Annotated in this window: 21 protein-coding genes; 7 read left to right on the plus strand and 14 right to left on the minus strand. The window is 66.6% G+C overall.

Annotation, left to right across the window (positions count from 1 at the left end):
• The first annotated feature begins 36 nt into the window (after nucleotides 1-36).
• The 5 genes from OXQ33_RS05615 (at nucleotide 37) to OXQ33_RS05635 (ending at nucleotide 5,723) form a co-directional block, all read left to right on the plus strand.
• The gene (locus tag OXQ33_RS05615) at nucleotides 37-882 is read left to right on the plus strand and encodes a sulfurtransferase (protein ID WP_267433713.1); all 846 of its coding nucleotides are present in this window, start codon (nucleotides 37-39) and stop codon (nucleotides 880-882) included.
• A gap of 5 nt (nucleotides 883-887) precedes the next feature.
• Nucleotides 888-2,084 (plus strand): cystathionine beta-lyase, encoded by a 1,197-nt coding sequence (metC, locus tag OXQ33_RS05620; protein WP_267433714.1) that lies wholly within the window; start codon nucleotides 888-890, stop codon nucleotides 2,082-2,084.
• The gene (locus OXQ33_RS05625; RefSeq protein WP_267433715.1) at nucleotides 2,081-3,373 is read left to right on the plus strand and encodes a mechanosensitive ion channel domain-containing protein; all 1,293 of its coding nucleotides are present in this window, start codon (nucleotides 2,081-2,083) and stop codon (nucleotides 3,371-3,373) included. The genes metC and OXQ33_RS05625 overlap by 4 nt, the downstream gene beginning before the upstream one ends.
• A gap of 196 nt (nucleotides 3,374-3,569) precedes the next feature.
• Nucleotides 3,570-4,406 carry a TorF family putative porin gene (locus OXQ33_RS05630; RefSeq protein WP_267433716.1) on the plus strand — a complete coding sequence of 279 codons (837 nt, stop codon included), beginning with the start codon at nucleotides 3,570-3,572 and terminating at the stop codon, nucleotides 4,404-4,406.
• Nucleotides 4,407-4,583: 177 nt separating this feature from the next.
• On the plus strand, nucleotides 4,584-5,723 hold the full coding sequence (locus OXQ33_RS05635) for a TonB family protein (protein WP_267433717.1): 1,140 nt from the start codon (nucleotides 4,584-4,586) through the stop codon (nucleotides 5,721-5,723).
• Between the two features lie 60 nt (nucleotides 5,724-5,783).
• Here OXQ33_RS05635 and OXQ33_RS05640 read toward each other — a convergent pair whose 3' ends face one another.
• From OXQ33_RS05640 to OXQ33_RS05670, 7 genes are all read right to left on the minus strand, one after another.
• Entirely contained in the window at nucleotides 5,784-6,197 is a 414-nt protein-coding gene (locus OXQ33_RS05640) for a DUF3035 domain-containing protein (protein WP_267433718.1), read from the minus strand.
• Nucleotides 6,190-6,696: a signal peptidase II gene (gene lspA, locus OXQ33_RS05645; protein ID WP_267433719.1), complete on the minus strand. Its 507-nt coding sequence runs from the start codon at nucleotides 6,694-6,696 to the stop codon at nucleotides 6,190-6,192. Before lspA ends, OXQ33_RS05640 begins: the two co-directional genes overlap by 8 nt.
• Nucleotides 6,689-9,520, minus strand: coding sequence for an isoleucine--tRNA ligase (gene ileS / locus OXQ33_RS05650; RefSeq protein WP_267433720.1), 2,832 nt, complete (start codon nucleotides 9,518-9,520; stop codon nucleotides 6,689-6,691). The genes lspA and ileS overlap by 8 nt, the downstream gene beginning before the upstream one ends.
• Before the next feature lie 35 nt (nucleotides 9,521-9,555).
• Nucleotides 9,556-10,494 (minus strand): bifunctional riboflavin kinase/FAD synthetase, encoded by a 939-nt coding sequence (locus OXQ33_RS05655; protein ID WP_267433721.1) that lies wholly within the window; start codon nucleotides 10,492-10,494, stop codon nucleotides 9,556-9,558.
• Nucleotides 10,495-10,527: 33 nt separating this feature from the next.
• Nucleotides 10,528-11,577 (minus strand): diguanylate cyclase, encoded by a 1,050-nt coding sequence (locus OXQ33_RS05660; RefSeq protein WP_267433722.1) that lies wholly within the window; start codon nucleotides 11,575-11,577, stop codon nucleotides 10,528-10,530.
• A 145-nt stretch (nucleotides 11,578-11,722) separates the two neighbouring features.
• On the minus strand, nucleotides 11,723-12,190 hold the full coding sequence (locus OXQ33_RS05665; protein WP_267433723.1) for a dihydrofolate reductase: 468 nt from the start codon (nucleotides 12,188-12,190) through the stop codon (nucleotides 11,723-11,725).
• On the minus strand, nucleotides 12,187-12,981 hold the full coding sequence (locus tag OXQ33_RS05670) for a thymidylate synthase (protein ID WP_267433724.1): 795 nt from the start codon (nucleotides 12,979-12,981) through the stop codon (nucleotides 12,187-12,189). Before OXQ33_RS05670 ends, OXQ33_RS05665 begins: the two co-directional genes overlap by 4 nt.
• Before the next feature lie 97 nt (nucleotides 12,982-13,078).
• Here OXQ33_RS05670 and OXQ33_RS05675 point away from each other — a divergent pair, with 97 nt between their 5' ends.
• Nucleotides 13,079-13,471, plus strand: a complete 393-nt coding sequence (locus tag OXQ33_RS05675; RefSeq protein ID WP_267433725.1) for a JAB domain-containing protein — start codon at nucleotides 13,079-13,081, stop codon at nucleotides 13,469-13,471.
• Nucleotides 13,472-13,699: 228 nt separating this feature from the next.
• Here OXQ33_RS05675 and OXQ33_RS05680 read toward each other — a convergent pair whose 3' ends face one another.
• The 6 genes from OXQ33_RS05680 to OXQ33_RS05705 form a co-directional block, all read right to left on the minus strand.
• The gene (locus tag OXQ33_RS05680; RefSeq protein WP_267433726.1) at nucleotides 13,700-14,440 is read right to left on the minus strand and encodes a TorF family putative porin; all 741 of its coding nucleotides are present in this window, start codon (nucleotides 14,438-14,440) and stop codon (nucleotides 13,700-13,702) included.
• 8 nt (nucleotides 14,441-14,448) lie between these two features.
• Nucleotides 14,449-14,895 (minus strand): hypothetical protein, encoded by a 447-nt coding sequence (locus OXQ33_RS05685; protein ID WP_267433727.1) that lies wholly within the window; start codon nucleotides 14,893-14,895, stop codon nucleotides 14,449-14,451.
• A gap of 136 nt (nucleotides 14,896-15,031) precedes the next feature.
• Entirely contained in the window at nucleotides 15,032-15,778 is a 747-nt protein-coding gene (locus tag OXQ33_RS05690; protein WP_267433728.1) for a methyltransferase domain-containing protein, read from the minus strand.
• Between the two features lies 1 nt (nucleotide 15,779).
• Nucleotides 15,780-16,907: a peptide chain release factor 2 gene (gene prfB / locus OXQ33_RS05695; protein ID WP_267433729.1), complete on the minus strand. Its 1,128-nt coding sequence runs from the start codon at nucleotides 16,905-16,907 to the stop codon at nucleotides 15,780-15,782.
• 71 nt (nucleotides 16,908-16,978) lie between these two features.
• On the minus strand, nucleotides 16,979-19,477 hold the full coding sequence (locus OXQ33_RS05700; RefSeq protein WP_267433730.1) for a transglycosylase domain-containing protein: 2,499 nt from the start codon (nucleotides 19,475-19,477) through the stop codon (nucleotides 16,979-16,981).
• 65 nt (nucleotides 19,478-19,542) lie between these two features.
• Nucleotides 19,543-20,484: a rhodanese-related sulfurtransferase gene (locus OXQ33_RS05705; RefSeq protein ID WP_267433837.1), complete on the minus strand. Its 942-nt coding sequence runs from the start codon at nucleotides 20,482-20,484 to the stop codon at nucleotides 19,543-19,545.
• Between the two features lie 230 nt (nucleotides 20,485-20,714).
• Here OXQ33_RS05705 and OXQ33_RS05710 point away from each other — a divergent pair, with 230 nt between their 5' ends.
• Nucleotides 20,715-21,722: a hypothetical protein gene (locus tag OXQ33_RS05710; RefSeq protein WP_267433731.1), complete on the plus strand. Its 1,008-nt coding sequence runs from the start codon at nucleotides 20,715-20,717 to the stop codon at nucleotides 21,720-21,722.
• A 176-nt stretch (nucleotides 21,723-21,898) separates the two neighbouring features.
• Here OXQ33_RS05710 and OXQ33_RS05715 read toward each other — a convergent pair whose 3' ends face one another.
• On the minus strand, nucleotides 21,899-23,134 hold the full coding sequence (locus OXQ33_RS05715) for an N-acetylmuramoyl-L-alanine amidase (protein WP_267433732.1): 1,236 nt from the start codon (nucleotides 23,132-23,134) through the stop codon (nucleotides 21,899-21,901).
• Nucleotides 23,135-23,532: the final 398 nt, after the last annotated feature.

Consider the following 23,532-nt stretch of genomic DNA (forward strand, 5'->3'; position numbering starts at 1 on the left):
GCCTAGGTACGGCCTCACCGACCGAGGAGCCTGCTCATGCCGCCACTCATCACCCCGGACGACCTCGCCGCGATCGCGGGGGATGCGGATGTGCGCATCCTCGACGTCACCTATTTCCTGGACGATGCGGACGGCACGCGGGCGGGACGCGGGTTCGAGGACGGGCATATTCCGGGCGCGCGCTTCGTGCCGCTGGGGACGCTGGCCGATCCCGACAGCGACCTGCCGATGACCCTGCCCCCGGCCGACCATTTTGCCCATGCGATGAGCGAGGCGGGCGTCGGCCATGCCGACCGGATCGTCCTGTACGACCGGTCGCCGCTGCACAATTCGGCGCGCGCCTGGTGGATGCTGACGCTGTTCGGGGCCCGATCGGTAGCGTTGCTCGATGGCGGGCTGGAGGCCTGGACCGCGGCGGGGCATCCGGTGATGACGGGCCCGGCGGGTGCGGTCGAGGCGCCCGGCCTGTTCCTCGCGCAACCCGATCTGGCGCGCGTCCGCAGCCTTCGCGAGGTCCGCGCGCATGTCGAGGCGGGGGATGCGCAACTGGTCGACGCCCGCTCGCCCGGCCGCTTCGCAGGGGCCGAGCCCGAACCGCGCCCTGGCGTCGAGCCCGGCCATATCCCCGGCGCGCGCAACCTGCCCTATTCCAAGCTGTTCGAGGCTGATGGCCGCTGGAAGTCTCCGCAGGCCATTGCGGAAGCCTTCACTGCCGCCGGGGTGGACCCGGACAAGCCGATGATCGGCACCTGTGGCTCCGGCATCACGGCTTGCGTCCTCGCCTTCGGGGCGGAGCGGATCGGCGGAATGATGCCGGTCTATGACGGCAGCTGGACCGAATGGGGCTCCGACCCCAGCACCCCTAAGGCGAAAGACGTGTGACCCCGATGACTGACGACGACCTGCCCATCAAGCCCGCCACCCGTCTGGTCCAGGCGGGCCGCCGCGCGGAATGGACCAGGGGCGTGGTCAACGTCCCCGTCTGGCGTGGATCGACGGTGCTCTACGATAATGTCGCGCATATGCGCGCCACGGGGGCGGGCGATCTGCACGAGAAGCTCTTCTATGGCCGCAAGGGCCTGCCCACCCAATGGTCGCTGGCCGATGCGCTGACCAGCCTGGAGCCGGGGGCGGAGGCGACCTTCCTCTACCCCTCGGGCGTGGCGGCGATCGCGGCGGCGCTCCTGTCGGTGCTGTCGCCGGGCGACGAGTTGCTGCTGGTCGACAGCGCCTATGACCCGACGCGCGGGCTTGCGACCGGTCTGCTCACGCGGATGGGGATCACGACGCGATTCTACGACCCGCTGGTCGGCGCGGGGATCGCCGAACTGATCGGCCCCGCCACACGCGCGATCTTCCTCGAAAGCCCCGGCTCGCTCAGCTTCGAGGTGCAGGACATTCCCGCCATCGTCCAAGTCGCCAAGGCGAAGGGCATCACCACGATCCTCGACAATACCTGGGCGACGCCGCTCTTCTTCCCGGCGATCGAGAAGGGCATCGACCTGACGGTATTGGCCTGCACCAAATATGTGGTCGGCCATTCCGACGCGATGCTGGGATCGGTCACGGCGGCTCCGTCGCACTGGGCGGGCTTGCGCGATACGAGTTTCCAGCTCGGCCAGGTCGCCAGCCCCGACGACGCCTATCTGGGCAGCCGAGGGCTTCGCACCATGGGCGTCCGCCTCGCCCATCATCAGGCCAGCGCGCTCACCATCGCCAAATGGCTCGCTGAGCAGCCGGGCGTGGCGCAGGTGCTCCACCCCGCCCTTCCCTCCTGCCCCGGCCATGACGTGTTCGCGCGCGATTTCCTGGGGTCGAGCGGGCTGTTCGCCTTCGTCCTCGACGGCGGCAACGACGCCGCGCGCACCGCGATGCTCGATGGGCTGGCGCATTTCGGGCTGGGGTTCAGTTGGGGCGGTTATGAGAGCCTGGCTATCCCGGCCGACCCGCACCGCTATCGCAGCGTGACCAAGCGCGACTTCGCCGGACCGCTGGTCCGGCTCCAGATCGGGCTGGAGGACACGGACGACCTGATCGCCGATCTCGACCGGGGGCTGGCCCGGTTCCGGGCGGCGCGCGGATGACCCTGTTCGAGTGGCTTCAGGCGAGCGGCATCGAACTGCCGACCCGCATGGAGGCCATGGAGGCCGGGATCGCCTCCGCGCTGACGCTGGCGATGCTGGCGGGCGGCGTGGTGGCGGGGCGCAGGATCGGCCCGCGCGTCGCCGCGATGGTCCAGCGTTTCGCCGTCGCGCATGGCGAGGCGTTGCAACTCCGCATCTGCGCGATCACCCGGCATCTGACCGCCGCCTTCCTGCTGATGACGCTGGGCGCGATCTGGCCCTGGGAGCCTTTGGCCGGGGTGCCGATCGGGCTGGCGCTGGGGGCGTCGGTCGCGCGGGCGGGGTTCCAGCTTCTGCGCGGGCTGAACCTGCCGCGCTGGCTGGCCTGGGTCTTCGCCACCGTCTGTTTCGTCGCACTTTTCAGCCGCGAGATCGGCGGGCTGGAGCCCGTCACGCGGCTGGCCGAGCAGATCGGCTTTACCATCGGCTCGCGGCGATTCTCGGTGATGCTGCTGGTGACGATGCTGATCACCGTCGTCGCGATCCTGGCGATCACGCGCGGGGTCACCCGGATCACCGAACAATGGATCGGCCATGCGCGCGGCCTCGACCCGACGCAGAAGCTGCTGGCGCAGAAGCTCGCCAGCATCGGCATCGTCGTCATCGCCTTCTTCTTCGCGACCGACCTGCTGGAGATCGACCTGACCAGCCTGGCGCTGTTCTCGGGCGGCTTTGGCCTGGCGATCGGTTTCGGGTTGCAGAAGACGATCGGCAATCTGATCGCCGGGATCATCCTGCTGATGGACCGCTCGATCAAGCCGGGCGACGTGATCGCGCTCCAGAACGAGATCGGCTGGGTCAACAAGATCGGGGTGCGGGCCGTCTCGATCATCACCCGCGACGGCAAGGAGCATCTGATTCCGAACGAGAATCTGATGACCCAGGAGGTGGAGAACTGGTCCTATTCCGACCGCAACGTCCGCGTCCGGATTCCCGTCTCGATCGCCTATGACAGCGATCTGAAACTGGCGCAGGAGCTGATGCTGCGCGCCGCGCACGAATCGCCGCGCGTGCTCAAAAGCCCCAAGCCCAGCGTCTGGCTGATGAGCTTCGGCGATTGTGCGCTCCAGCATGAAATCCTGGCCTGGATCAGCGACCCGGAAAGCGGTGTCGGCAATGTTCGTTCCGATGTCCTCAACCGCCTGTGGTTCCTGTTTAAAGAACATGGCGTGGGCCTGCCCTATCCGCAGCGGGACATTCATATCCGATCCTTGCCGACAGGCGAACGGCACGAGAATTTACGCCCCTAATCTGTGTTATTTGCGCAACATCCTGTGCGATGAATGCCGCCATACGATAGATTATGCTTGTGCAGCGCACCACCGCCTGCCAATATTTCAGACCTCGCTACGGCAGACGGTCCGCCGGGTTCGACCCGACATAAAGAGACCGCACCGATGCGAGCTTGCAGGTGAGAACATCGAATTTCCGTTTGAAAGGGAAACGATGCGCTTCTCCACGATCCTCCTTGGCGGCCTCTCGCTGGTTGCCGCGACGCCCGCCTTTGCGCAGGACAGCGGCGCCGAAACCGCACCACCCTCGCCCATCACGGTCAGCGGCAGCGCCGCGATCCTGACCGACTATCGCCTTCGCGGCGTGTCGCAGACCAACAAGAACGCGTCCGTCCAGGCCGCGTTGACCATCGCGCATGAAAGCGGCTTCTATATCGGCACCTTCGCCTCCAATCTGGCGGGCTGGGGCACGTTCGGCGGCGCCAATATGGAGCTGGACGGCATTGCCGGGTACAAGCACAGCTATGGCACGGCGACCGTCGATGCGGGCGTCACCTGGTACACCTATCCGGGCGGCGCGTCGGAAACCGACGTGGTCGAATTCTTCGGTCGCCTGTCGGGCACCGCGGGCCCCGCGACGCTGACCGCCGGCGCCTATTATGCGCCCAAGCAGACCTCGCTCGGCAACTTCTCCAACACCTCGTACAGCCGGGGCCAGCGTTGGGATAACGTCTATCTGACCGGTGACGGCGCGGTCGGCATTCCCAGCACGCCGATCACCGCCAAGGCGCATATCGGCTATTCCAAGGGCAATCCGGGCCTGGGCCCCAACGGCACCAGCCTGTCGCCGACCGGCAGCTACTGGGACTGGTCGCTGGGCGCCGATGTCGCGGCGTACAAGAATCTGACCTTCAACGTCTCGTACATCGACACCGACATCACCCAGTCGAAGGCGGCCTATATCCAGCCGAACTTCTCGCAATATCAGACGCCGGGGGGCGCCTCGATCTCGGACGCGACGGTGGTCTTCTCGCTGACCGCGGCCTTCTGATCCGAAAATCCAACGGGGGGTGAAAGGGTGGCGCCGGCAACGGTGCCGCCCTTTTCCATATGGGACTGGCTGTGGGACGATTTCCTCCATAAGCTGCGCGCCGCCGACCCGGACTGGGGCGCGAGGGATCGCCCCGACCGGAGATCGGCGGATCGTCGAGGGAGTGAAGCACCCGCCATGCCCCGAACCACAGGCCCGATCGTAACCGTCCCCGCCATCGCCGCGATCATCGCTGCCGCACTGTCGGCCCTTCCCGGCCAGGCTACCGTCCCGCCCCCGCCGACCGATCGCTCCCTCATCGGCTGGACGCCCGGAGAGGTTCGCTGCGGAGCCAATCCGGTCCCCGGACAGCCGATCCCCCGCCCCTGGAATGTGCTGAGTTGGGGGACACCGATCGGGCCGGACCGGGTCACCTATCGATTCGCGATCGACGCGACGGGGCGACCGGTGTCGATCACCCGCGATGCGCCGGGCTTCGTCGCCTTTGCCGAGGACACTGCCCCCGCCTTGGCGGCCAGTCGCTTCGCCTCCGGCGCGCCGCAACAGGGTTGCACCGTCACCTTCGCCCGGTGGAGCAGCAGGCTGGGCGAGGCGGATGTGGTCGAACTCATGTCCTATACCGTCCATTCGACCAGCGGTCCGTTGCCCAAAGAGGGCTGGGACCGGATACGGAGCGTGGCAGGCAGTTGCTTCGACATGCCCTATCCCCAGCCTCTGATCCGTCACTTGCCCGATTTCCGGGCGCTTCCCGCCACACCTGGCGTCCAGAGCTGGTCGATGATCGCCTATGACCTGGATGCACGCGGCAAGCCCCTCCGCCCCCGTGTCTTCAGCGGCACGGGCAATGCCGCGCTCGACAAGGCGTCGCTGGCCGCCATCCGCGCGTCGCGCTTCACCAAGGGCGCGCGGACCGGCTGCTTCTATCCCTTCCGCCGGGCGCCGATGAAGATGGAGGCGCCCGCCATGCCGCCAGTGCTGCACGACGCCAAGGTCGAAGGGAGCACCTGTCCCGACCCGCATGGCTGGGCCAATCCGCCCCAGTTGCGCTTCCCCGAGCCGTGGCGGCGGCGCTCGATCGAAGGTTGGGCGGTCGTCAGCTACGACGTCGCGACCTGGGGCGAGTTGGGCAATATGAAGGTGATCGCCGCCGAACCCTCGACCGAATTCGGCGATCAGGCGATGACGATGCTGCGCAGCGCCCGCTTCGCCCCCTCACCCCGGGGCCATGTCGGCTGCGTCGACCGGGTGAGGTTCGTGATGGGGCCGGAGAATATGCCCCCCGCCGATGCCGATGGCTCGGCACCGCCCGCCTATTGACCATGACAAAGGGGCCGGGAAGCCCATGCGTCCCGGCCCCTTTTCCAAATCCGATCGGGATCAGTTGGTCGCGGCGCGCGCGTCCTGGCCATCGCCTTCGGGGGCGGCGACGATGTCGCGGGTGGTCGCGCCCTTGTCGACGACGTTCGTGCCGGGATCGCCGACCGAGGAGCGGATGCCCGGGTCCGCGCTGTCCGCACCGGCATTCTGCACCAGCCCATATTCCGACTGGCTGCGCGCCGCCTGACCGCCGAACAGTGCGTCCAGCGTCTGTTGCTGCGCGGTGCGCGACTGGATGGGAGCCGCACCCGGCTGGGGCGGGACCAGCGCGAAGTCGGGCGGGATGATCAGCGAGGGCTGGCGCGCGACGGCGAATTCGTCGGGCCGCGCCCGGTCCAGGCCACGCCCGGCCCCACATCCCGTCAGCAACGCGGCGCAGGACAGACCTGCGATGACGGGCACCAACTTACGCATTGCTCTTCTCCACGGGAGCGGGCCGGTCGCGCACGAGAAGCGCGCGCGCCAGCAGAACCAGAACGCCTATCGTAATCGCTGCATCGGCGACATTGAAGACCAAAAAGGGCCGCCACTCGCCGAAGTGCAGATCGGCGAAGTCGACGACATAGCCCAACCGCACCCGGTCGATGATATTGCCCAGCGCCCCGCCCAGCACACAGCCGAGCGCGACCTGATCGACCGGATTGCGCTCGCGCGTCATCCAGAAGGCGACCGCCAGCGCGATCGCCCCGGTCATCGCGACCAAGGCCCAGCGCGAGGCATTGCTGTCGGCGGTCAGCAGGCCCAGCGAAATGCCGTAATTGGGCACGAAGCGCAGGTTGAAGATGCTCACGACCTCGCGAACATCGCCGAGCGCGCGCAGGCCCATCGGCCCGGTGATCGCCCATTTGATGACCTGATCGAGCAGGAACAGCGCGAACGCCGTCGCCAGCCCCAGCCGGGGGAACTTAGCCATGCGCAACCACCTCGGCGCAGCGTCCGCACAGATCGCCGTCCACCGCCACATCGGGCAGGTGACGCCAGCAGCGACCGCATTTGTGCTTCGTCGTGCGGGTCACCGTGACGGTGTCGGCCAAGCTCACGTCCGCGACGATGAACGCCTCGGCCAGCGCATGGGGTTCGAGCGGCAGCGACGGCACCGTCACCTCGGCCTCGTTGGACGAGCGCACGGTCTTTTCGCGGCGCAGCGGCTCGATCGCCTCGGTCACCTGGGCGCGAAGGCCCCGGATCTCGGTCCAGCGCGCCATCAGCGCCTCGTCCTCGCCCAGCTGCGGCAGTTCCGGCCATTCGAGCAGATGGACCGAGCCATCCTCCGACGGGAAGCGCGACTGCCACACTTCCTCGGCGGTGAAGCACAGGATCGGCGCGGCATAGCGGACCAGCGCGTGGAACAGGATGTCGAGCATGGTGCGATAGCTGCGACGCTTGGGATCGGTCGCGGCATCGCAATAGAGCGAGTCCTTGCGGATATCGAAGAAGAAGGCCGACAGGTCTTCATTCGCGAAATCGGTCAGCGCGCGAAGGTAGCGGTTGAACTCATACGCGTCCGCCGCACGACGCAGCTCGGTGTCGAGCTGGGTCAGGCGGGCGAGGACGTAACGCTCCAGCTCGGGCATCGCGTCGAACGAGATGCGCTCCTCTTCCGTAAACCCGTCGAGCGCGCCCAGCAGGTAGCGGAAGGTATTGCGCAGCTTGCGATAGCTGTCCGAGGCGGTGGCGAGCACCTCCTTGCCGATGCGCACATCCTCAAAATAATCGGTCGAGGCGGTCCAGATGCGCAGGATGTCGGCGCCCGATTCGCCGATGATCTTCAGCGGATCGACGACATTGCCCAGCGACTTGGACATCTTGCGGCCCTGGCCATCGAGCGCGAAGCCGTGGGTCAGCACCGCGTCGTAAGGAGCCCGGCCACGCGTGCCGCACGACTCCAGCAGCGACGACTGGAACCAGCCGCGATGCTGGTCCGAGCCTTCGAGATACAGGTTGGCGCGCGTACCCTCGCCATAGCGCGCCTCGATCACGAAGGCATGGGTCGACCCTGAGTCGAACCACACGTCGAGAATGTCGTTGACCGGCTCGTAATCGGCCAGATTATAGTCGGTCCCGAGCAGCGTCTGGTGATCGGCGGTGAACCACGCATCCGCCCCGCCTTCGCGGAAGGCGTCGAGGATGCGGGCATTGACCGCCTTGTCGGCCAGATATTCGCCGGTCTGGCGGTTCACATAGAGCGCGATCGGCACGCCCCAGGCGCGCTGGCGGCTGATCACCCAGTCGGGACGCCCCTCGACCATCGCGCGGATGCGGTTGCGGCTACGCTCGGGCACCCAGCGGGTTCGCTCGATGGCGTCGAGCGCGGTTTCCCGCAGCGTCGCGCCATTGCCCAGCGGCACGGTGAGGAGCGGCGTCACGCCCGAGATCGGGTCGACACTGGCCATCGCCATGTCGGCGATCAGCGTCGTGTCGGCGCGGTCCATCGGGATGAACCATTGCGGGGTCGCGCGGAAGATGACCTTCGCCTTCGACCGCCAGCTATGCGGATAGCTGTGCTGGAAATCGTCCGAGGCCGACAGCAGCGCGCCGACCGCGCGCAGGTCCGCGCAGATCGGCCCATCGGCGGAGACGAACTTCTTGTTGATGACGCTGCCCTGGCCGCCCAGCCACGCCCAGTCGTCGCGATAAGTGCCGTCGCCCTGCACCGCGAACACCGGGTCGATACCGTGCGCCTTGCACAGCAGGAAGTCGTCCTCGCCATGATCGGGGGCCATATGGACCAGACCCGTACCCGCGTCGGTCGTGACGAAGTCGCCCGCCAGGAAGGGGCGGGGCTTGGCGAAGAAACCGCCCAGTGCGTGCATCGGATGCCTGGCGGTCGCGCCGTCCAGCGCCGGGCCCTTCACCAGACCGATGGGATTCTCCACCGCAATGCCGGTCCGCTTGGTGAAGGCGGACAGCAGCGGCTCCGCGACCAGATAGCGGCGCCCCGCGCTTTCGAAATGCACATAGTCGATCGCCTCGCCATAGCTCAGCGCCTGGTTGACCGGGATCGTCCAGGGCGTGGTGGTCCAGATGACCGCGAGCGCGCCGACCAGCTCGGGATATTGGGGGCAGCTCGCCACCTCGAACCCGACATCGATCTGGGTCGAGACGATGTCCTCATATTCGACCTCGGCCTCGGCCAGCGCGGTCTTCTCGACCGGCGACCACATGACCGGCTTGGCCCCGCGATAGAGCTGGCCCGATTCGGCGAACTTGAGGAGCTCGCCCGCGATCACCGCCTCGGCGTCATAGGTCATGGTCAGGTACGGATTGGCCCAGTCGCCCATCACGCCCAGCCGCTCGAACTGCGCCTTTTGCGTGCCCACCCAGGTATCGGCATAGGCGCGACACTCGGCGCGGAACTGCGCGACGGGCACCTCGTCCTTGTTCAGCTTCTTCGCGCGATAGGCTTCCTCGACCTTCCACTCGATCGGCAGGCCGTGACAGTCCCAGCCGGGGACATAGGGCGCGTCCTTGCCCAGCAAGGTCTGCGAACGGACGATGATGTCCTTCAGCACCTTGTTGAGCGCATGGCCCATGTGAATGTCGCCATTCGCGTAAGGCGGGCCGTCATGCAGGATGAACCGTTCGCGCCCGGCCCGCTCGCGGCGGAGGCGGTCGTACAGCCCCATCCGGGCCCAGCGATCCAGGATCGCCGGTTCCTTGGCGGCAAGCCCCGCCTTCATGGGGAAATCGGTCTTCGGCAGGAAGACGGTGTCGCGGTAATCGGGCGCGTCGGTCATAAGGGACACGCCCTTAGCGGGTTTGAATTACCGCGTCATGCCGGATTATGCGTGGCGAGCAGAGCGCGTGCGCGGGCGCAATCCGCATCCATCTGCGCGACCAGCGCGTCGAGCGAATCGAACTTCGCCTCCGGCCGCAGATATTCGATCAACTCGACCGACAGGCCCTGGCCGTAAAGGTCACCGGTGAAGTCGAAGAAATACGGCTCCAGCAATTCCTTGGGCGGATCGAAGCTCGGCCGGATGCCCAGATTGGCGGCACCGTTCAGCACCCGCCCATCGGCCAGCCGCCCGCGCACCGCATAGATGCCGTAAGCGGGGCGCAGATACTGTCCCATGTCCAGATTGGCGGTCGGATAGCCGATGGTGCGGCCCAGCTTGTCGCCATGCTGGACCACCCCCTCGATGGTGAAGGGCCGGGTCAGCAGGCGCGCGGCCTCGCGCGGCTGTCCGGCGATCAGCGCGGTGCGGATGCGACTCGAAGAAATCGTCTCCCCGTCCAGCATGACCGGCGCGACCGCATCGGTGGAAAAGCCGCGTGCGAGTCCCCAGGCGCGCAGGGCGTTCACGTCGCCGCTCCGCGCCTGGCCGAAGGTGAAGTCCTCGCCCGTCACCACCCCGCCGACACGCAAGGCGGCGAGCAGGCGCTGCTCGACGAAATCCTCCGCCGACAGCGCCGCCAGTTCGGGGTCGAAGCGGAACACCAGCATCGCATCGACACCCGCCGCCGCGAACAGCTGCTCGCGCTGGTCGAGCGTGGTCAGGCGAAAGGGCGCCGCGTCGGGCCGGAAATAGCGGATCGGATGCGGATCGAAGGTCGCGACCAGCGCGGGCCGCCCCTCCGCCCGCGCACGCGCGACCGCGGCACCGACCACCGCCTGATGACCGAGGTGAAATCCGTCGAAATTGCCCAGCGCGACGATCCCGCCCGCCAGATGCGCCGGGATCGGACCCGCGCCATCAACTCGCTGCATGGGCGCGCGCTATAACAGGCCGGGCCGAATTGGCTAGGCGCGCGACATCACGCGGTTGCCGATGCCCTCGCTCGCCACGATGCGCAGCGCGTCGGCCCGGTCGAACGCCTCCTGCATCGGCACGCCGATTCCGACCGCGACCCCGGCGGACATGGTGACCACGCCGATCGGCTCGCCCGATCCCCGCAAGCGCAGGGTCCGCGCCTGCATCGCCGCGCGCGCATCCTCCATCATCCCCGCCACCATCGACAGCGGGCGACCGCGCAGCACGACCACGAACAAATTGCCCTGCCAGCGGATGATCTCCGCCCCCTCCCCGACCTGGCGAAGGGTGGCGACGAAGGCGCGCAGGACATTGTCGGCGACCGACCGGCCATAGCGTTCGTTGATCCCCTCCAGATCGTCCAGGCTGCACGCCGCGACGACATAGCCATGCGAATCGCTCGCCAGCCCCTCGATCAGGGTGCGCGCGCCGGTCCGGCTCATCACCCCGGTCAACTGGTCGATATCGTCATTCTGCGGCACCGATTCGATCCGGCTGCGCAAGGCGGCGATGCTGCCCGACAATTCCTCCAGATCGCGTTCGGTCTTCGAGATACGCGCGATCAACTGTTCGAGCAGCAGCGCGATCGCGCCCGAATCGGGGCCCAGGTCGTTGCCCAGCGTCTTGCCGTGCCGAAGGGCGGCAACGTCGCTGGTGAAGTCGCTGGTGATCTGGCGCGCGTCGCTGGTCAGCGAGTCGAGCGCCTCGGCATGATCGCTGAGGTCGCGTTCCAGTTGCGCGCGATCGGCCGCTGGTCCGATCGCCTCATGCTCGCGGACCAGCGGCATGAGTTCGCCGACATCGTCCTCGGTCAGGCGGACGCCGCCATCGGTGCGGCGCGCCACATCCTGTCCCAACGGGCCATAGGGATGCAGCACCGTCTGTAGCGCCAGCGCATAGCTGTTCGTCGTGCGGCTCAGCCGATGGTGATCGAGGAACAGCAACGCCTCGCGGCTGGCGTCGAACAATCCGGGGGGATCGATATCGGGCCGGTTCTGACCTTCGCTCGCCCAATCCATGATCATCGCGTGGCGCCCCACCTTCGCTTCGACCGCGCCGCGCCATCGCAGTCGCAATCCTTCTCTCAAGCCCGACCTTTACGAGCCTTCCGAGCGCAAATGAAGATGCGCTGCGGACAAAATTTTTACAATGTTATTAACCGATTTTTACCAGCCATTGCTTCTGTCACTTGGCCAGCGTCACAAAGGAATAGGCCGGGCGACCGTCCAAGGCAGGATAATGCTTTCTGTTAACTTCGCGCCAACCGATGAACGGCGCAACGATCGTTTCGCCTTCGGCATCCATATCTATTTCGGTCAGTTCGACCCGATCGGCCAGATCGCGGAACAGGTCGAATATTTCCGCGCCGCCGATCACCGACACCGCGCCCTCGCCCGCCAGCGCCAGGGCCTCCGCGACCTCGTGCGCGACCTCCGCCCCCGCCGCCGACCAGTTCGGATCGCGGGTCAGCACGATGTGCCGCCGCCCCGGCAGGGGTGAAGGAAAGCTCTCGAACGTCTTGCGGCCCATGATCATCGGCCGCCCCATGGTCAGCGCCTTGAATCGCTTGAGATCGGCGGGGAGGTGCCAGGGCAACTGGCCGTCGCGCCCGATCACGCCGTTGCGCGCGCGGGCCAGGACCAGCGTGATCATATCGCCACCGCCGCCTTGATATGCGGCTGCGCGACATAATCGTGGAGGACGAAATCCTCGGGCTCATAGCCGTCAATCGCATCGGGGCGACGCAGGATCTCCAGCCGGGGCAGCGCGCCCGGTTCGCGCGCCAGTTGCGTCCGCGCCTGGTCCAGATGGTTGAGGTACAAATGGCAGTCGCCGCCGGTCCAGATGAACTCGCCAGCCTCCAAATTGCATTGTTGCGCAAGCATATGCGTCAGCAAGGCATAAGAAGCGATATTGAATGGCACCCCAAGGAAGATGTCCGCCGACCGCTGATAGAGTTGCAGCGACAATCGGCCATTCGCGACATGGGTCTGGAACAGGCAATGACAGGGGGCCAGCGCCATGGCGTGCAGGTCGCCGGGGTTCCAGGCCGACACGATCTGGCGGCGCGAGGCGGGCTGGGTGCGGATCTGCTCCACCAGTTCGGCGATCTGGTCGATATGGCGACCGTCCGCCGTCGCCCAGTCGCGCCACTGCTTGCCATAGACGGGGCCCAGATCGCCCGCCTCGTCGGCCCATTCGTCCCAGATGCTGACCTTGCGCTCCTGCAACCAGCGGACATTGGTGTCCCCGCGCAGAAACCACAGCAGTTCCACGATGATCGAGCGCAGATGAAGCTTCTTGGTGGTCAGGACGGGAAAGCCCTTGGCCAGATCGAAGCGCATCTGGTGTCCGAAAACCGAAAGCGTGCCCGTGCCGGTCCGGTCCATTTGCCGGACGCCCTGGGTCAGAACCCGGTCCATGAGGTCGAGATATTGCCGCATGGTCCCGGCCTAGCGCCACCGGGCCCCGCCGCCAAGCCGCACCGGATCGGAGCGGGACGAAGATGCCCGGACGTGCGCCGCGAGGCAGAGCGGCCCCATGCCGCTCGTTCCCCCTCGTCCGCGTCACATTCAAACCCTTGAGGATGCGTTTCAACTGTTCGCCGGCCTGGCTCGCGGGCGGCAGGAGGCGATCGGAGTCGCCTTTTTATGTCCGCAACGAACCTTATTGGGATTGCGTCATGCCTGGGGCCGGGAAGACCGGGTGACGATGCCCATCGCCCGGATCACGCTCGACGTCCTGTTGCTGGCGGCGCAGGCGGTGTTGATCGCGCACAACCATCCCGATGGCGATCCCCGCCCCAGCGCCGCCGATCTGGCGATGACCCGGCGTCTGTCCCAGGGGCTGGCCGCATTGGATGTCGCGGTGCTCGACCACCTGATCGTCACCCGCGCCGGGATCGTCAGCCTGCGCGAACAGGGGCTGGTCTGACGCCGTCGCGCCAATGAGGGCAATTCCCTCGCTCCTCTTCGAGGGGAGAGGGTTGCGCAGACTTGGTCTTTGCGAAAGCAAAGGCTTAGTCGAAGAGCGCGCAAGCCTGCGGCTCGCTCAACCCCTCACCCAAGCTGCGCTAGCCAGCAATGCTGGCAAGCTCCGCTAACCCTCTCCCCTGTCCAGGGGAGAGGGGGGAGAGGAAATCGGCCTGAACGTCGCCCCGCCCTAGAAACCGAACCGGACCCGGCCGACGATCCGGCCGCCCGAATGCCGCGCATCGGCCAGGGGAAAGGCGGAGGCGGTCCGCTCCGACACGTCGGTGCCGACATAATCCAGGCCCAGCGTCACCGGCCCCGTCACATGCTCCACGCCCAGGCGCCAGTCGCTATAGTCGCCGCCGGGGCGAAGCCGGGCGGCGCGGAAACCGTTGCCGGTGCTGCCCGAGGAATGCCCGATCCCCGCCAGCAGGGTCCAGGGCGTGCCGGGAATCCCCGCCTCCGCACCGGCATGGAGATAGAGATTGTCGCCGCCGATCGCGTCCTGTGACGGCGCATAGTCCGCGCCCGCATCGACGTTCACCGGACCCAGCGTATAGGCCGCCGACCCACCCAACTCGACATAATCGGCGTTGAAGCCCGCCTCGCCGAACAAATGGCCGGTCACCCGTCCACGCACCGTGACCAGGCCCAGCGTCGTACCGGCACCCAGCGTCAGATCACCGACCACGCCCGCGCCGCCATGCCGATCCGATTCGCGCAAAGACACGATCCGCCCGCTCGCCTCGAACGGGCCGCTGGTCGTAAAGATATCGGCGGAGGGCGAAACCCGCCCCCCGCTCCAACTCAGGCCGCGCCGATTCTCGTCGCTGTTCAACTCCACCCCGATGCTGGGGCGTTGTTGCGCGGCGGCGGGCGTTGCGGCCAGCACCGGAGCCACCGTGACGATGGCGGCCCATATGGTCTTCATGTCGATCGTCATCCAGCGCGCGTCTCGGCATGGAGGCGGTCCATCTCGGCGCGCAGCAAGCCATGGTCCTCCTGTGCGACCGCCTGAAGGTGATCGCGGACCGATTCCTGCCGCTTGGCCACTTCCTGCGCAATCGCGGTGCGGTTGGCGCTGCACCAGCCGGGACGGCTGCCCTCGATCACACCGTCACGGCTCGCGCTGCGCATCAGGGTCGCACCGCTGTCCGCCCGCGCCTCGCGGTGGACGGTCACGTTCGCGCTCCACTGGCACCGCAGCGTCGAGGGACGCCCGCCGGTGGCCACCGCGCCGATCTGCTTGTGGGTCACGCCGACATCCGCGCTGTAGCGGACCGCAACCGGCCCCGAATGATGGTCGATCCGCACCCGGTGTTCGAGCGCGCCGTCGGACGCCGCCACCCCACCGAGTAACAGTCCGGCGATCATAAGCGTGTTCATCATCATCTCCTTCTGCGAAGCCCCGACCCATGCTGGCCGGTGGCATATCGGCACCGTGCGGTTCCGATACGGGATCAATATATGACAACGCTGTCATGTTGCAATTTGTCGCCGCGATACCGACGATTTTTTGGACTCAATTGTCCTTCATGCGACAGGAACGGATCGCACCGGGTTCCGGCCGGGGTCCGGTCGCCCGGAAGGTCGCCAGATAGCCGCCCGCCGAAGGCATGTTCTCGATCGAGACCTGGGTGAAGCCCACCGCCTCGAACTCGCATTTGAGCAGTGCGGGCGGGGTGCCGTGCGCCTTGGTGCGGCGATTGGCATCGACGACCACCACCAGACCGTCGCGCTTCAGCGCCGGGAACAGCCGCCACAGGAATTCATAGGGCTGGTCGATCTCGTGATACATATGGACCATCATCACGCGGTCGAAGCTGTTGGGCGGCAGCTTGGGATCGGCGGGTTCGCCCAGCCGGACGCTGACATTGTCCAGCCGTTCGCGCGACACGCGCTCGGCCAGCTGGTCGCGCCAGGCGGCGACGATATCCTCGGCCAGCACGCGGCCGGTCTTGCCGACGCGCTGCGCCAGGCGGACGGTGTAGTAACCCTCGCCCGCGCCGATATCGGCCACCGTCATGCCGGGGCGGATCTTCGCCCGGTCCATGACCTGATCCGCCTCGCGCAAGCGATCGCGGGCGTCCTCGTTCGACCAGCGCGACGACACGACATCGGCCACCGGGCGATCCGCCGCCGGGAAGGGGCCGGGCCGTTCCTCCTCATCCTTGTGCGGAATGAGCGGCTTGGAGCCGTCGCACGCCGTCACCGCGCCCCCCAGCGCGATAAGCAGCACCGCCGCCAGCATGGACCCCCGCTTCGACATCTTACTCGACGTCTTCCACGGCGACGGCTTCACCGGTCACCCGCTGCGACAGCGCCGCCGCCATGAAGGAATCGAGATCGCCGTCGAGCACATCGCCCGGCGCGGTCGAGGTCACGCCGGTGCGCAGGTCCTTCACCAACTGATAGGGCTGAAGCACGTAGGAGCGGATCTGGTGGCCCCAGCCGATATCGGTCTTGGTCGCGTTCTGCGCATTGGCCACCGCCTCGCGCTCGGCCAGTTCGCGCTCGTACAGGCGGGCGCGAAGCTGGTTATACGCCTCGGCCTTGTTCTTGTGCTGCGAGCGCTGGTTCTGGCACTGCACGACGATGCCGGTCGGCAAGTGGGTGATGCGCACCGCCGAGTCGGTGGTGTTGATGTGCTGACCACCGGCGCCGCTGGCGCGGTAGGTGTCGATGCGCAACTCGCTCTCGTTGATCTCGACCTCGATATTGTCGTCGATCACCGGATAGACCCACACGCTCGAAAAGCTGGTGTGGCGGCGCGCAGCGGAATCGTACGGGCTGATCCGCACCAGCCGGTGCACGCCCGACTCGGTCTTGGCATAGCCATAGGCGTTCTCGCCCTTGACCAGCAGGGTCGCCGACTTGATCCCGGCCTGCTCGCCCGCATGGAAGTCGATCAGTTCGACCTTCATGCCGTGGCGCTCGGCCCAGCGCGTGTACATGCGCTGGAGCATCCCAGCCCAGTCCTGGCTCTCGGTGCCGCCCGCGCCCGCGTTGATCTCGATATAGCTGTCATTGGCGTCAGCCTCGCCCGCCAGCAGCGCCTTGACCTTGTCGGCCTCGGCCCGCTTGGCGAGTTCGCCCAGGCTGGTGACGGCTTCCGTCTCCAGCTCCTCGTCGCCCTCCATCTCGGCCAGCTCGATCAGCTCGATCGTGCCCGACAGCTCGTTCTCGATCGCACGGGTGGCGGTGATCGCCTCGTCCAGGCGACGACGCTCGCGCATCACCGCCTGCGCCTGTTTGGGGTCGTTCCACAGCGCCTGGTCCTCGACGCGCGCGTTCAACTCGTCCAGGCGGCGCAGCGCGCGGTCCCAGTCGAGGAAGCGGCGCAGCAGCTCCAGGGCATCCTTGATCGTGTCGACATGAGCCTGCGCTTCAGCGCGCATGGGTTTTCTCCAAAATTCGGTCGTGCCTTGGCCGGATCGGGCCAAGGAGAAAAATTCATATGGGGAGCGGGCTAGTAGATTCCGCCTTCCCTTTGCAAGAAATCGCTGTCGCGCGGCGGCGCGGGCGTCGCCGGACCGGCGGGAGTCGCGGGGGCCTGGCTCGCCGCCTCGGCATTGCGGCGGGCGCGGCGGCGCGGCTCGCTCTCGGGCTTGAACGCCTCCCAGATCACGGCGGGCTTGGGATCGTCGCCGGTCGGGAAGGTGCCATAGACCGGTCGTCCGCTCGCCCGGTCGATACGGACCATGCGAATGCCCGGCGACGCGCGGAAGGGCAGCTTCTCCAGCCCCTCATAGGCCTTTTCGGCGAACTGGCGGAAGATCGGCACCGCGATCGTGCCACCCTGGGCATAGCCGCCCAGCGAGCGCGGATGGTCATAACCGATATAGAGCCCGCCAACGAATTGCGGGGTGCCGCCGACGAACCACACATCGGTGGGGCCGTTGTTGGTGCCGGTCTTGCCGAACATCGGGCGATTCAGGTCGCGCAGGCCCGTCGCGGTACCGCGCTGGATCACCCCCTCGGTGATATGGACCATCTGATAGGCGGTCATCGCGTCGAGCACCTGGCGCTGGCGCGAGATCGGGCGCGGCATCGGCTTGCCGTCATAATCCGCCGCGTTGCACCGGTCGCAGGCGCGCCAATTCTCCGGCCAGATCACCTTGCCGTGCCGGTCCTGGACGAAGTCGATCAGCGAGGGATCGCCGCCCCGCCCGTTATTGGCGAGGATCGCATAGGCGTTGACCATCTGCGCCACCGTCGTCTCGCCCGCGCCCAGCGCATAGGCGAGATAGGGCGGGAAATCGCCGATCCCCATCTGCTTGATCATCGCCACGACGTTCTTCATGCCGACGGTCGACGCCGTCCGCACGGTCATCAGGTTGCGCGACTGCTCGATGCCCCAGCGCATGGTGTGCGGCCCGGCGCCCGCCGAATTGCCGAAGTTGCGGAAGCATTTGGTGCCCAGCCCCGCCCCCTGGTCGACGCAGAACGGCCCGTCGACGATGATCGAGGCGGGCGTCATCCCGTGGTCCAGCGCGGCGGAATAGACGATCGGCTTGATCGTCGACCCCGGCTGGCGCTGCGCCTGGGTGGCGCGGTTGAACGCCTGGAGCCGCGCATCGAACCCGCCCTGCATCGCCAGCACGCGGCCGGTCGCCGGTTCCTCGACCACGAAACCGCCCGAGATTCGCGGCACCGAGCGCAGGCCGAAGCCGCCGCCTTCCGGCGCGACCGCGACGATATCGCCGACCTTGAGCGCGCTGAACGCGGTCGCGGCGCTGCCCCGGCGCGGCATCTGCGCGCCCGAGCGGGGAAGCGTGCCGGTGCGGCCATTGGCGAAGCCGATCATGGCCTCGCCCGAATCCTTGGCGGTGACGATTCCCGCCCGCCAGTCGCGATAGTCCAGCCCAATATTGGTATTGAGCAGCGCCTGCTGCCAATTGTCGCCGTCCAGATCGACATGCCGGATCGGCCCGGCCCAGCCGCGGCCGCCCTCGAACCGGACGAGGCCGTCGCGTAGCGCCTCGGTCGCCAGATCCTGCAACCGCGTGTCCAGCGAACTGCGCACCCACAGCCCGCCCTCATAGACGCTGTGCGGTCCGGTCTTGGCCGTCTCGCCGAACTGCTTGATCAGCTGGCGGCGGACCTCCTCGACGAAATAGCCGCCGACCTGCGCATATTTGGGGGTCCGGCGCAGCACCGTGCCCAGCGGCTCGGCCATCGCCGCCTGATATTGCGCGCGGGTGATGAAGTCGTTGCGCAGCATCTCGCCCAGCACATAGGCGCGGCGTTCGAGCGCGCGGTCGGGATGGCGGACGGGATCATAGTTGGACGGCCCCTTGGGCAACAGCGCCAGATACGCCATCTGCCCCAACGTCAGCTCGTCCAGTTCCTTGTCGAAATAGGCATGCGCCGCCGCCTCCACCCCGAAGGCGTTCCGGCCCAGCGCGATCTGGTTGAGATACAGCTCCAGGATCTGCTGCTTGGTCAGCGCATCCTCGATCTTATAGGCCAGGATCGCCTCGCGCACCTTGCGCGTCGGGGAATAGGCGTTGCCGATCAACAGGTTCTTGGCGACCTGCTGCGTGATGGTCGATCCGCCCCGCGCCCGCCGCCCGGTGCCCCATTTCTTGGCATAGTCCAGCACCGCGCCCGCCAACCCCGGATAATCGACGCCGCCATGCTCGAAGAAGCTCTTGTCCTCCGCCGCCAGGAAAGCGCGGATCAGCAGCGGCGGATATTCCTGGAACGACAGCTCGACCCGGCGTTCGCGGGCATAGGACTGGATCGGCGCACCGTCGATCCCACGGACATGGGTGGGCAGCGGCGGCTCATAGGCCTTGAGCGCATCGACCGAGGGCAGGTCGCGCATGAACAGCAACCAGAACACCCCCGCCCCGATCGCGAGCAACAGCGCGAGCATGGCGAGCAGCCTCACCCACCAGCGCCGCCACAGGGGGCGGCGCGGCGCTTCGGGGGTCTCGGGCGGGGAAAAAGGTTCGACGGCCATGGCTTTGCGCGGGCTCGTGTAGCAGGTTCGCCCCCGCTTGCCACCCGCTTGGGATCAGTTGCGCATCACGGCTCGGGCGGTTCGTCGCGATCGGGATAGCGCGCGCCGACATGCGCCACCCCGCGCGCCGCCGCCAGCGCCTCCTGCCGGTGCCGCTCCGCATAGGCCGCCAGCCGCTGCGCATCGCGCGTGCCGTGGCAGGCGGGGCAACTCACGCCCTCGACATAGAGCGGCGAGGCCATGTCCTCGGGCCCGACCGGCATCCGGCAGCCATGGCACAGCCCGTGGCTCCCCTGCGCCAGCCCGTGCCCGACCGCGACGCGCGCATCGAAGACGAAGCACTCGCCCTGCCAACGGCTCTCCGCCTCGGGCATCGTCTCCAGATATTTCAATATGCCGCCGTCGAGGTGGAAGACGTCCTCCACCCCTTCCGCCTTCAGGAACGCGGTCGCCTTTTCGCAGCGTATGCCGCCGGTGCAGAACATCGCGACCTTCGACTTGCCCGCCATCAATTCGCCCCGATGCTCGCGGAACCAGGCGGGGAAGTCGCGGAAACTCTTCGTCCCCGGATCGACCGCACCGTCGAACGTGCCGATCGCCACCTCATAATCGTTGCGCGTGTCGATCAGCACCGTTTGCGGATCGGCGATCAGCGCATTCCACGCCTCACCCGAGACATAGGTGCCGACCTCACGGGTGGGGTCGATCCCTTCCACGCCCATCGACACGATCTCACGCTTTACCCTCACCTTCATCCGGTGGAACGGCATCGTCTCGGCGGTCGAGTCCTTGTAATCGAGATCGGCGCAACCGGGCAGCATGCGGATATGGTCCAGCACCGCCTCGATCCCGTCATGGCTCCCCGCAATGGTCCCGTTGATCCCCTCGCCCGCGAGAAGGAGCGTACCGCGAATGCCGTTCGCCTCGGCGACGCCAAGCAGCGGTTCACGCAGTGCGGCGGGGTCGGGGAAAGGCGCAAAACGGTAAAGGGCACAGACGCGGATCATCGACATGCCTTTACGCCGATCGGGCGAAGGGGGCCAGATGAGTTACCTATAAGATTCCGGGCGTACCGCCGCACCCAAAATGATGGTCGATCTGGAAAGCAGACTCTTTCCCGAAATACCGCCTCTCGCTAAAACAAGAACGGATCGAGGCGCCATATAACTCCCGACGATATAGGTTTTGAGTCGTTGGTATTCGGGACAGAGAAAGTGACCTTTGGCAGATGAGTAGGGTGGATCGCGCGGCCGCACCAACTGCGGCAATGTCATGCCTGGCGGATTTGCCAACCGAATGGCAGCCGGTTCACCAGGCGATTCTTACGGATGGTTCCTTAGCGGTTCTCGCAACGGACGTGGATCTTGCGGGAGAGCATCAGCGGAGCAACGTAGCGTGGCGGGCGCAAGTGAAGCTCGATCCCCCGTCGAGACTGAGCGAACTGGCCGCTGCGGGACGCGCACGCATCTGGACGACTACTCCTACCAGCACATGGCGCGAAGGGCCGATCTTTGCGCTGGGATCGGTCTACCCAAAACTGGATCGATTTGCTGATGGCCGCTGGCTTGTAGTCGATTCCCTTTCCCGGGAACCGAACGCGCGCGTGCTGTCACCCGAAGGGATTGTACTTGATCGCTTCAGACTAGGCATCGGCGTAGAGCATCTTGCGATATACAAGGATCGCATCTGGGTCGGCTGGAACGACGAAAGCGTCTTCTCAAATGGCGACTTGCACGTACCAGGCCAAGAGGTTGCGCACTCCGCTCACGCCGTCCTCTGCTTTTCGGATAACGGCAAACCTTTGTTCTTTCCCGCCTGGCCGGAACATGGGGGCTTCGTGGTCGATCCGTACGCCCTGAACGTCGATGACACAGGTGCTTGGTGCTGCCCGTATATGGCAGCACTCGACTATTTTCCGTTGATCCGCCTTGTTCCGGGAGAGCCCGCGCGCTGGTGGCGCAACGATCTCAAAGGGTCAGTCGCCATCGCAACGGACGGCGATCATGTCGTACTTGCGGGTGGATATGAGCCCGACCGGCTTGCTTTGCTCTCGCTTCCTGGCACGGGCTCAGGCGAGCAGGCTCCCGTCCTCGCGACTTGGTCGATGCCGCTCCCCCTCCGTTCGCCAGGCAGCACATGGGCTTCGGAACGACCGACGCTCCTCGTGGGACGAGGCGACACGATCCATCTGGTGCAGGACCAAATTTGGTACCGCTGGCGTGTCCGGGATCTTGTTTCATCTTAAGTCTGCTCTTACCCGGGCCGCTATGTGGTCTTCGCAATTGGGAAGGTTCAGCGGAAAGACCGAACTTTGCAGGTCAGGTCGCGTCCCGATAGCTGCGCGACTTTCCCGAAATCCGTTCCCGATTGCATCTTCTCGAAATCACCACATGGAGACGCACAAACGGGAAAGGTCGCCCCCTACCGCGCCGCCATCCGCCGCGCGAAGTGCACCTCCACCGCCTGCAACACCGCCTTGGCGATCCGGTCCTGTCCATCCTTGCTGTCGAGGAACGCCGCGTCCTGCATGTTGGAGATATAGCCCGTCTCGAACAGGATCGACGGCATGTCGGGGGCCTTCAGCACCATCAGCGAGGCCATGCGGTGGAAGGTCGGCTTGACCGGGATCAGCGGCTGCGCCTCGCGGCCCAGCAGGCGGGCGAAGCTGGCCGAGGCGTTCATCGTCTCGCGCTGGGTCAGGTCGATCAGGATCGAGGAGACGTCGCTGTTGCCGCCCAGGTCGACGCCCGCGATCACGTCCGCCTTGTTCTCGCGCGCCGCCAGCCGCGCGGCTTCCTTGTCGGAGGCGACGTCGGACAGGGTATAGGCGGTCGCCCCGCGCGCTTCGCCCGCGCCCGCGCTGTCGCAGTGGATCGAGATGAACAGGTCCGCGTGCAGCCGCCGCGCGATGCCGTAACGCTCGCGGTGGAGGATATAGCGGTCGTCCTCGCGGGTCAGCGCGGCGCGCACGCGCCCGCTGGCGACCAGCGTGTCGCGAATCGCCTTGGCGATGGCGAGCGTCACGTCCTTTTCGCGCAGACCGGTCTGCGGGTTGATCGCGCCGGGATCGACCCCGCCATGGCCCGCATCGATCACCACCAGCGGGCGGTTGTCCGCGCCCCGCACGCGCGGCAGGGGCAGGTTGCGCGACGGGCTCGGCACCGGGACGGTCAGGGTATAGCCGGGCTTGCGCTGGAAATGGAACGGGAAGAAATCGAGCCCGCCCGCGAAGCTCGCCTGGGTGAAGCCCTTGTTCAACGGCTTGAGGGTCAGCGACAATTGCCGCGCCTCTTCGTCGAAACCCCCGTCGAAGATCGCGGCGTCCTGCGCCAGGGTGAAGGTCAGGCGGGTGACGCCGGGCTTCACCCGCGTCTGGGTCAGCCCGCGCACCGCACCCTCATGGACCGACAGCGCGCCCGGCGAGGCCCCGGTCACGTCGATCGCCACCCGGCGCGGTTCGTTCAACATGACGCTGCGCGCGTGTTTGACCGGCGAATCGAACCGGATGATCAGTTGCGCGCCCTTCACCACGACCTTTTGCACGGTGGCGGCAAAGGCACCGACGGGCGCGAACAACCCGAACAGAAAAGCGAACATCATCAACACGACGCGGACATGATGCGGCGTCCGCCCGCCGCCGGTCCAGCGAAAAGCCATCACCTCAAACCCCTTTTGGCGATCCTGGGATCGACCATTGGGGATAACGCGCCATCGCTGACGCAGGCCTTTCCGCCAATGGTTAACCGGCAATTCGGCATTTTCCCGCCGCGGAAACGGCAGATTTCCGCCTGTTGCGCAAACGTTCCGATGATGCTAGCTATCCGGCGGACCCCGGCCTCGATCACCTCTCCCAAACGATCGGGACGGGGCCATCTCTAAAAGGACCGGGACGGCGATCCGATTCGCGCCCGGGCCAACCCAGGTTGACGCTCGCATGACGCATATGATCCACCCCGCTGACCGACCGGCCTTTGCCGGTGGGATCGCGGTGTCGTGGGTCCGCACCGGCCCCGTTGCCGGTGCTGCGGCTGCGGCCGACACGCATTCCGTTTTTT

Origin of the sequence: Sphingomonas sp. GM_Shp_1, assembly GCF_026540895.1 — a bacterium.
GTDB lineage: Bacteria > Pseudomonadota > Alphaproteobacteria > Sphingomonadales > Sphingomonadaceae > Sphingomonas.

What these genes read in the sequence shown, in the direction of transcription:
- OXQ33_RS05615 (WP_267433713.1), top strand. Translation starts at nt 37, where the DNA reads ATGCCGCCACTCATCACCCCGGACGACCTCGCCGCGATCGCGGGGGAT.
- metC (WP_267433714.1), top strand. Translation starts at nt 888, where the DNA reads ATGACTGACGACGACCTGCCCATCAAGCCCGCCACCCGTCTGGTCCAG.
- OXQ33_RS05625 (WP_267433715.1), top strand. Translation starts at nt 2,081, where the DNA reads ATGACCCTGTTCGAGTGGCTTCAGGCGAGCGGCATCGAACTGCCGACC.
- OXQ33_RS05630 (WP_267433716.1), top strand. Translation starts at nt 3,570, where the DNA reads ATGCGCTTCTCCACGATCCTCCTTGGCGGCCTCTCGCTGGTTGCCGCG.
- OXQ33_RS05635 (WP_267433717.1), top strand. Translation starts at nt 4,584, where the DNA reads ATGCCCCGAACCACAGGCCCGATCGTAACCGTCCCCGCCATCGCCGCG.
- OXQ33_RS05640 (WP_267433718.1), bottom strand. Translation starts at nt 6,197, where the DNA reads ATGCGTAAGTTGGTGCCCGTCATCGCAGGTCTGTCCTGCGCCGCGTTG.
- lspA (WP_267433719.1), bottom strand. Translation starts at nt 6,696, where the DNA reads ATGGCTAAGTTCCCCCGGCTGGGGCTGGCGACGGCGTTCGCGCTGTTC.
- ileS (WP_267433720.1), bottom strand. Translation starts at nt 9,520, where the DNA reads ATGACCGACGCGCCCGATTACCGCGACACCGTCTTCCTGCCGAAGACC.
- OXQ33_RS05655 (WP_267433721.1), bottom strand. Translation starts at nt 10,494, where the DNA reads ATGCAGCGAGTTGATGGCGCGGGTCCGATCCCGGCGCATCTGGCGGGC.
- OXQ33_RS05665 (WP_267433723.1), bottom strand. Translation starts at nt 12,190, where the DNA reads ATGATCACGCTGGTCCTGGCCCGCGCGCGCAACGGCGTGATCGGGCGC.
- OXQ33_RS05670 (WP_267433724.1), bottom strand. Translation starts at nt 12,981, where the DNA reads ATGCGGCAATATCTCGACCTCATGGACCGGGTTCTGACCCAGGGCGTC.
- OXQ33_RS05675 (WP_267433725.1), top strand. Translation starts at nt 13,079, where the DNA reads ATGCCGCTCGTTCCCCCTCGTCCGCGTCACATTCAAACCCTTGAGGAT.
- OXQ33_RS05680 (WP_267433726.1), bottom strand. Translation starts at nt 14,440, where the DNA reads ATGAAGACCATATGGGCCGCCATCGTCACGGTGGCTCCGGTGCTGGCC.
- OXQ33_RS05685 (WP_267433727.1), bottom strand. Translation starts at nt 14,895, where the DNA reads ATGAACACGCTTATGATCGCCGGACTGTTACTCGGTGGGGTGGCGGCG.
- OXQ33_RS05690 (WP_267433728.1), bottom strand. Translation starts at nt 15,778, where the DNA reads ATGTCGAAGCGGGGGTCCATGCTGGCGGCGGTGCTGCTTATCGCGCTG.
- prfB (WP_267433729.1), bottom strand. Translation starts at nt 16,907, where the DNA reads ATGCGCGCTGAAGCGCAGGCTCATGTCGACACGATCAAGGATGCCCTG.
- OXQ33_RS05700 (WP_267433730.1), bottom strand. Translation starts at nt 19,477, where the DNA reads ATGGCCGTCGAACCTTTTTCCCCGCCCGAGACCCCCGAAGCGCCGCGC.
- OXQ33_RS05705 (WP_267433837.1), bottom strand. Translation starts at nt 20,484, where the DNA reads ATGATCCGCGTCTGTGCCCTTTACCGTTTTGCGCCTTTCCCCGACCCC.
- OXQ33_RS05715 (WP_267433732.1), bottom strand. Translation starts at nt 23,134, where the DNA reads ATGGCTTTTCGCTGGACCGGCGGCGGGCGGACGCCGCATCATGTCCGC.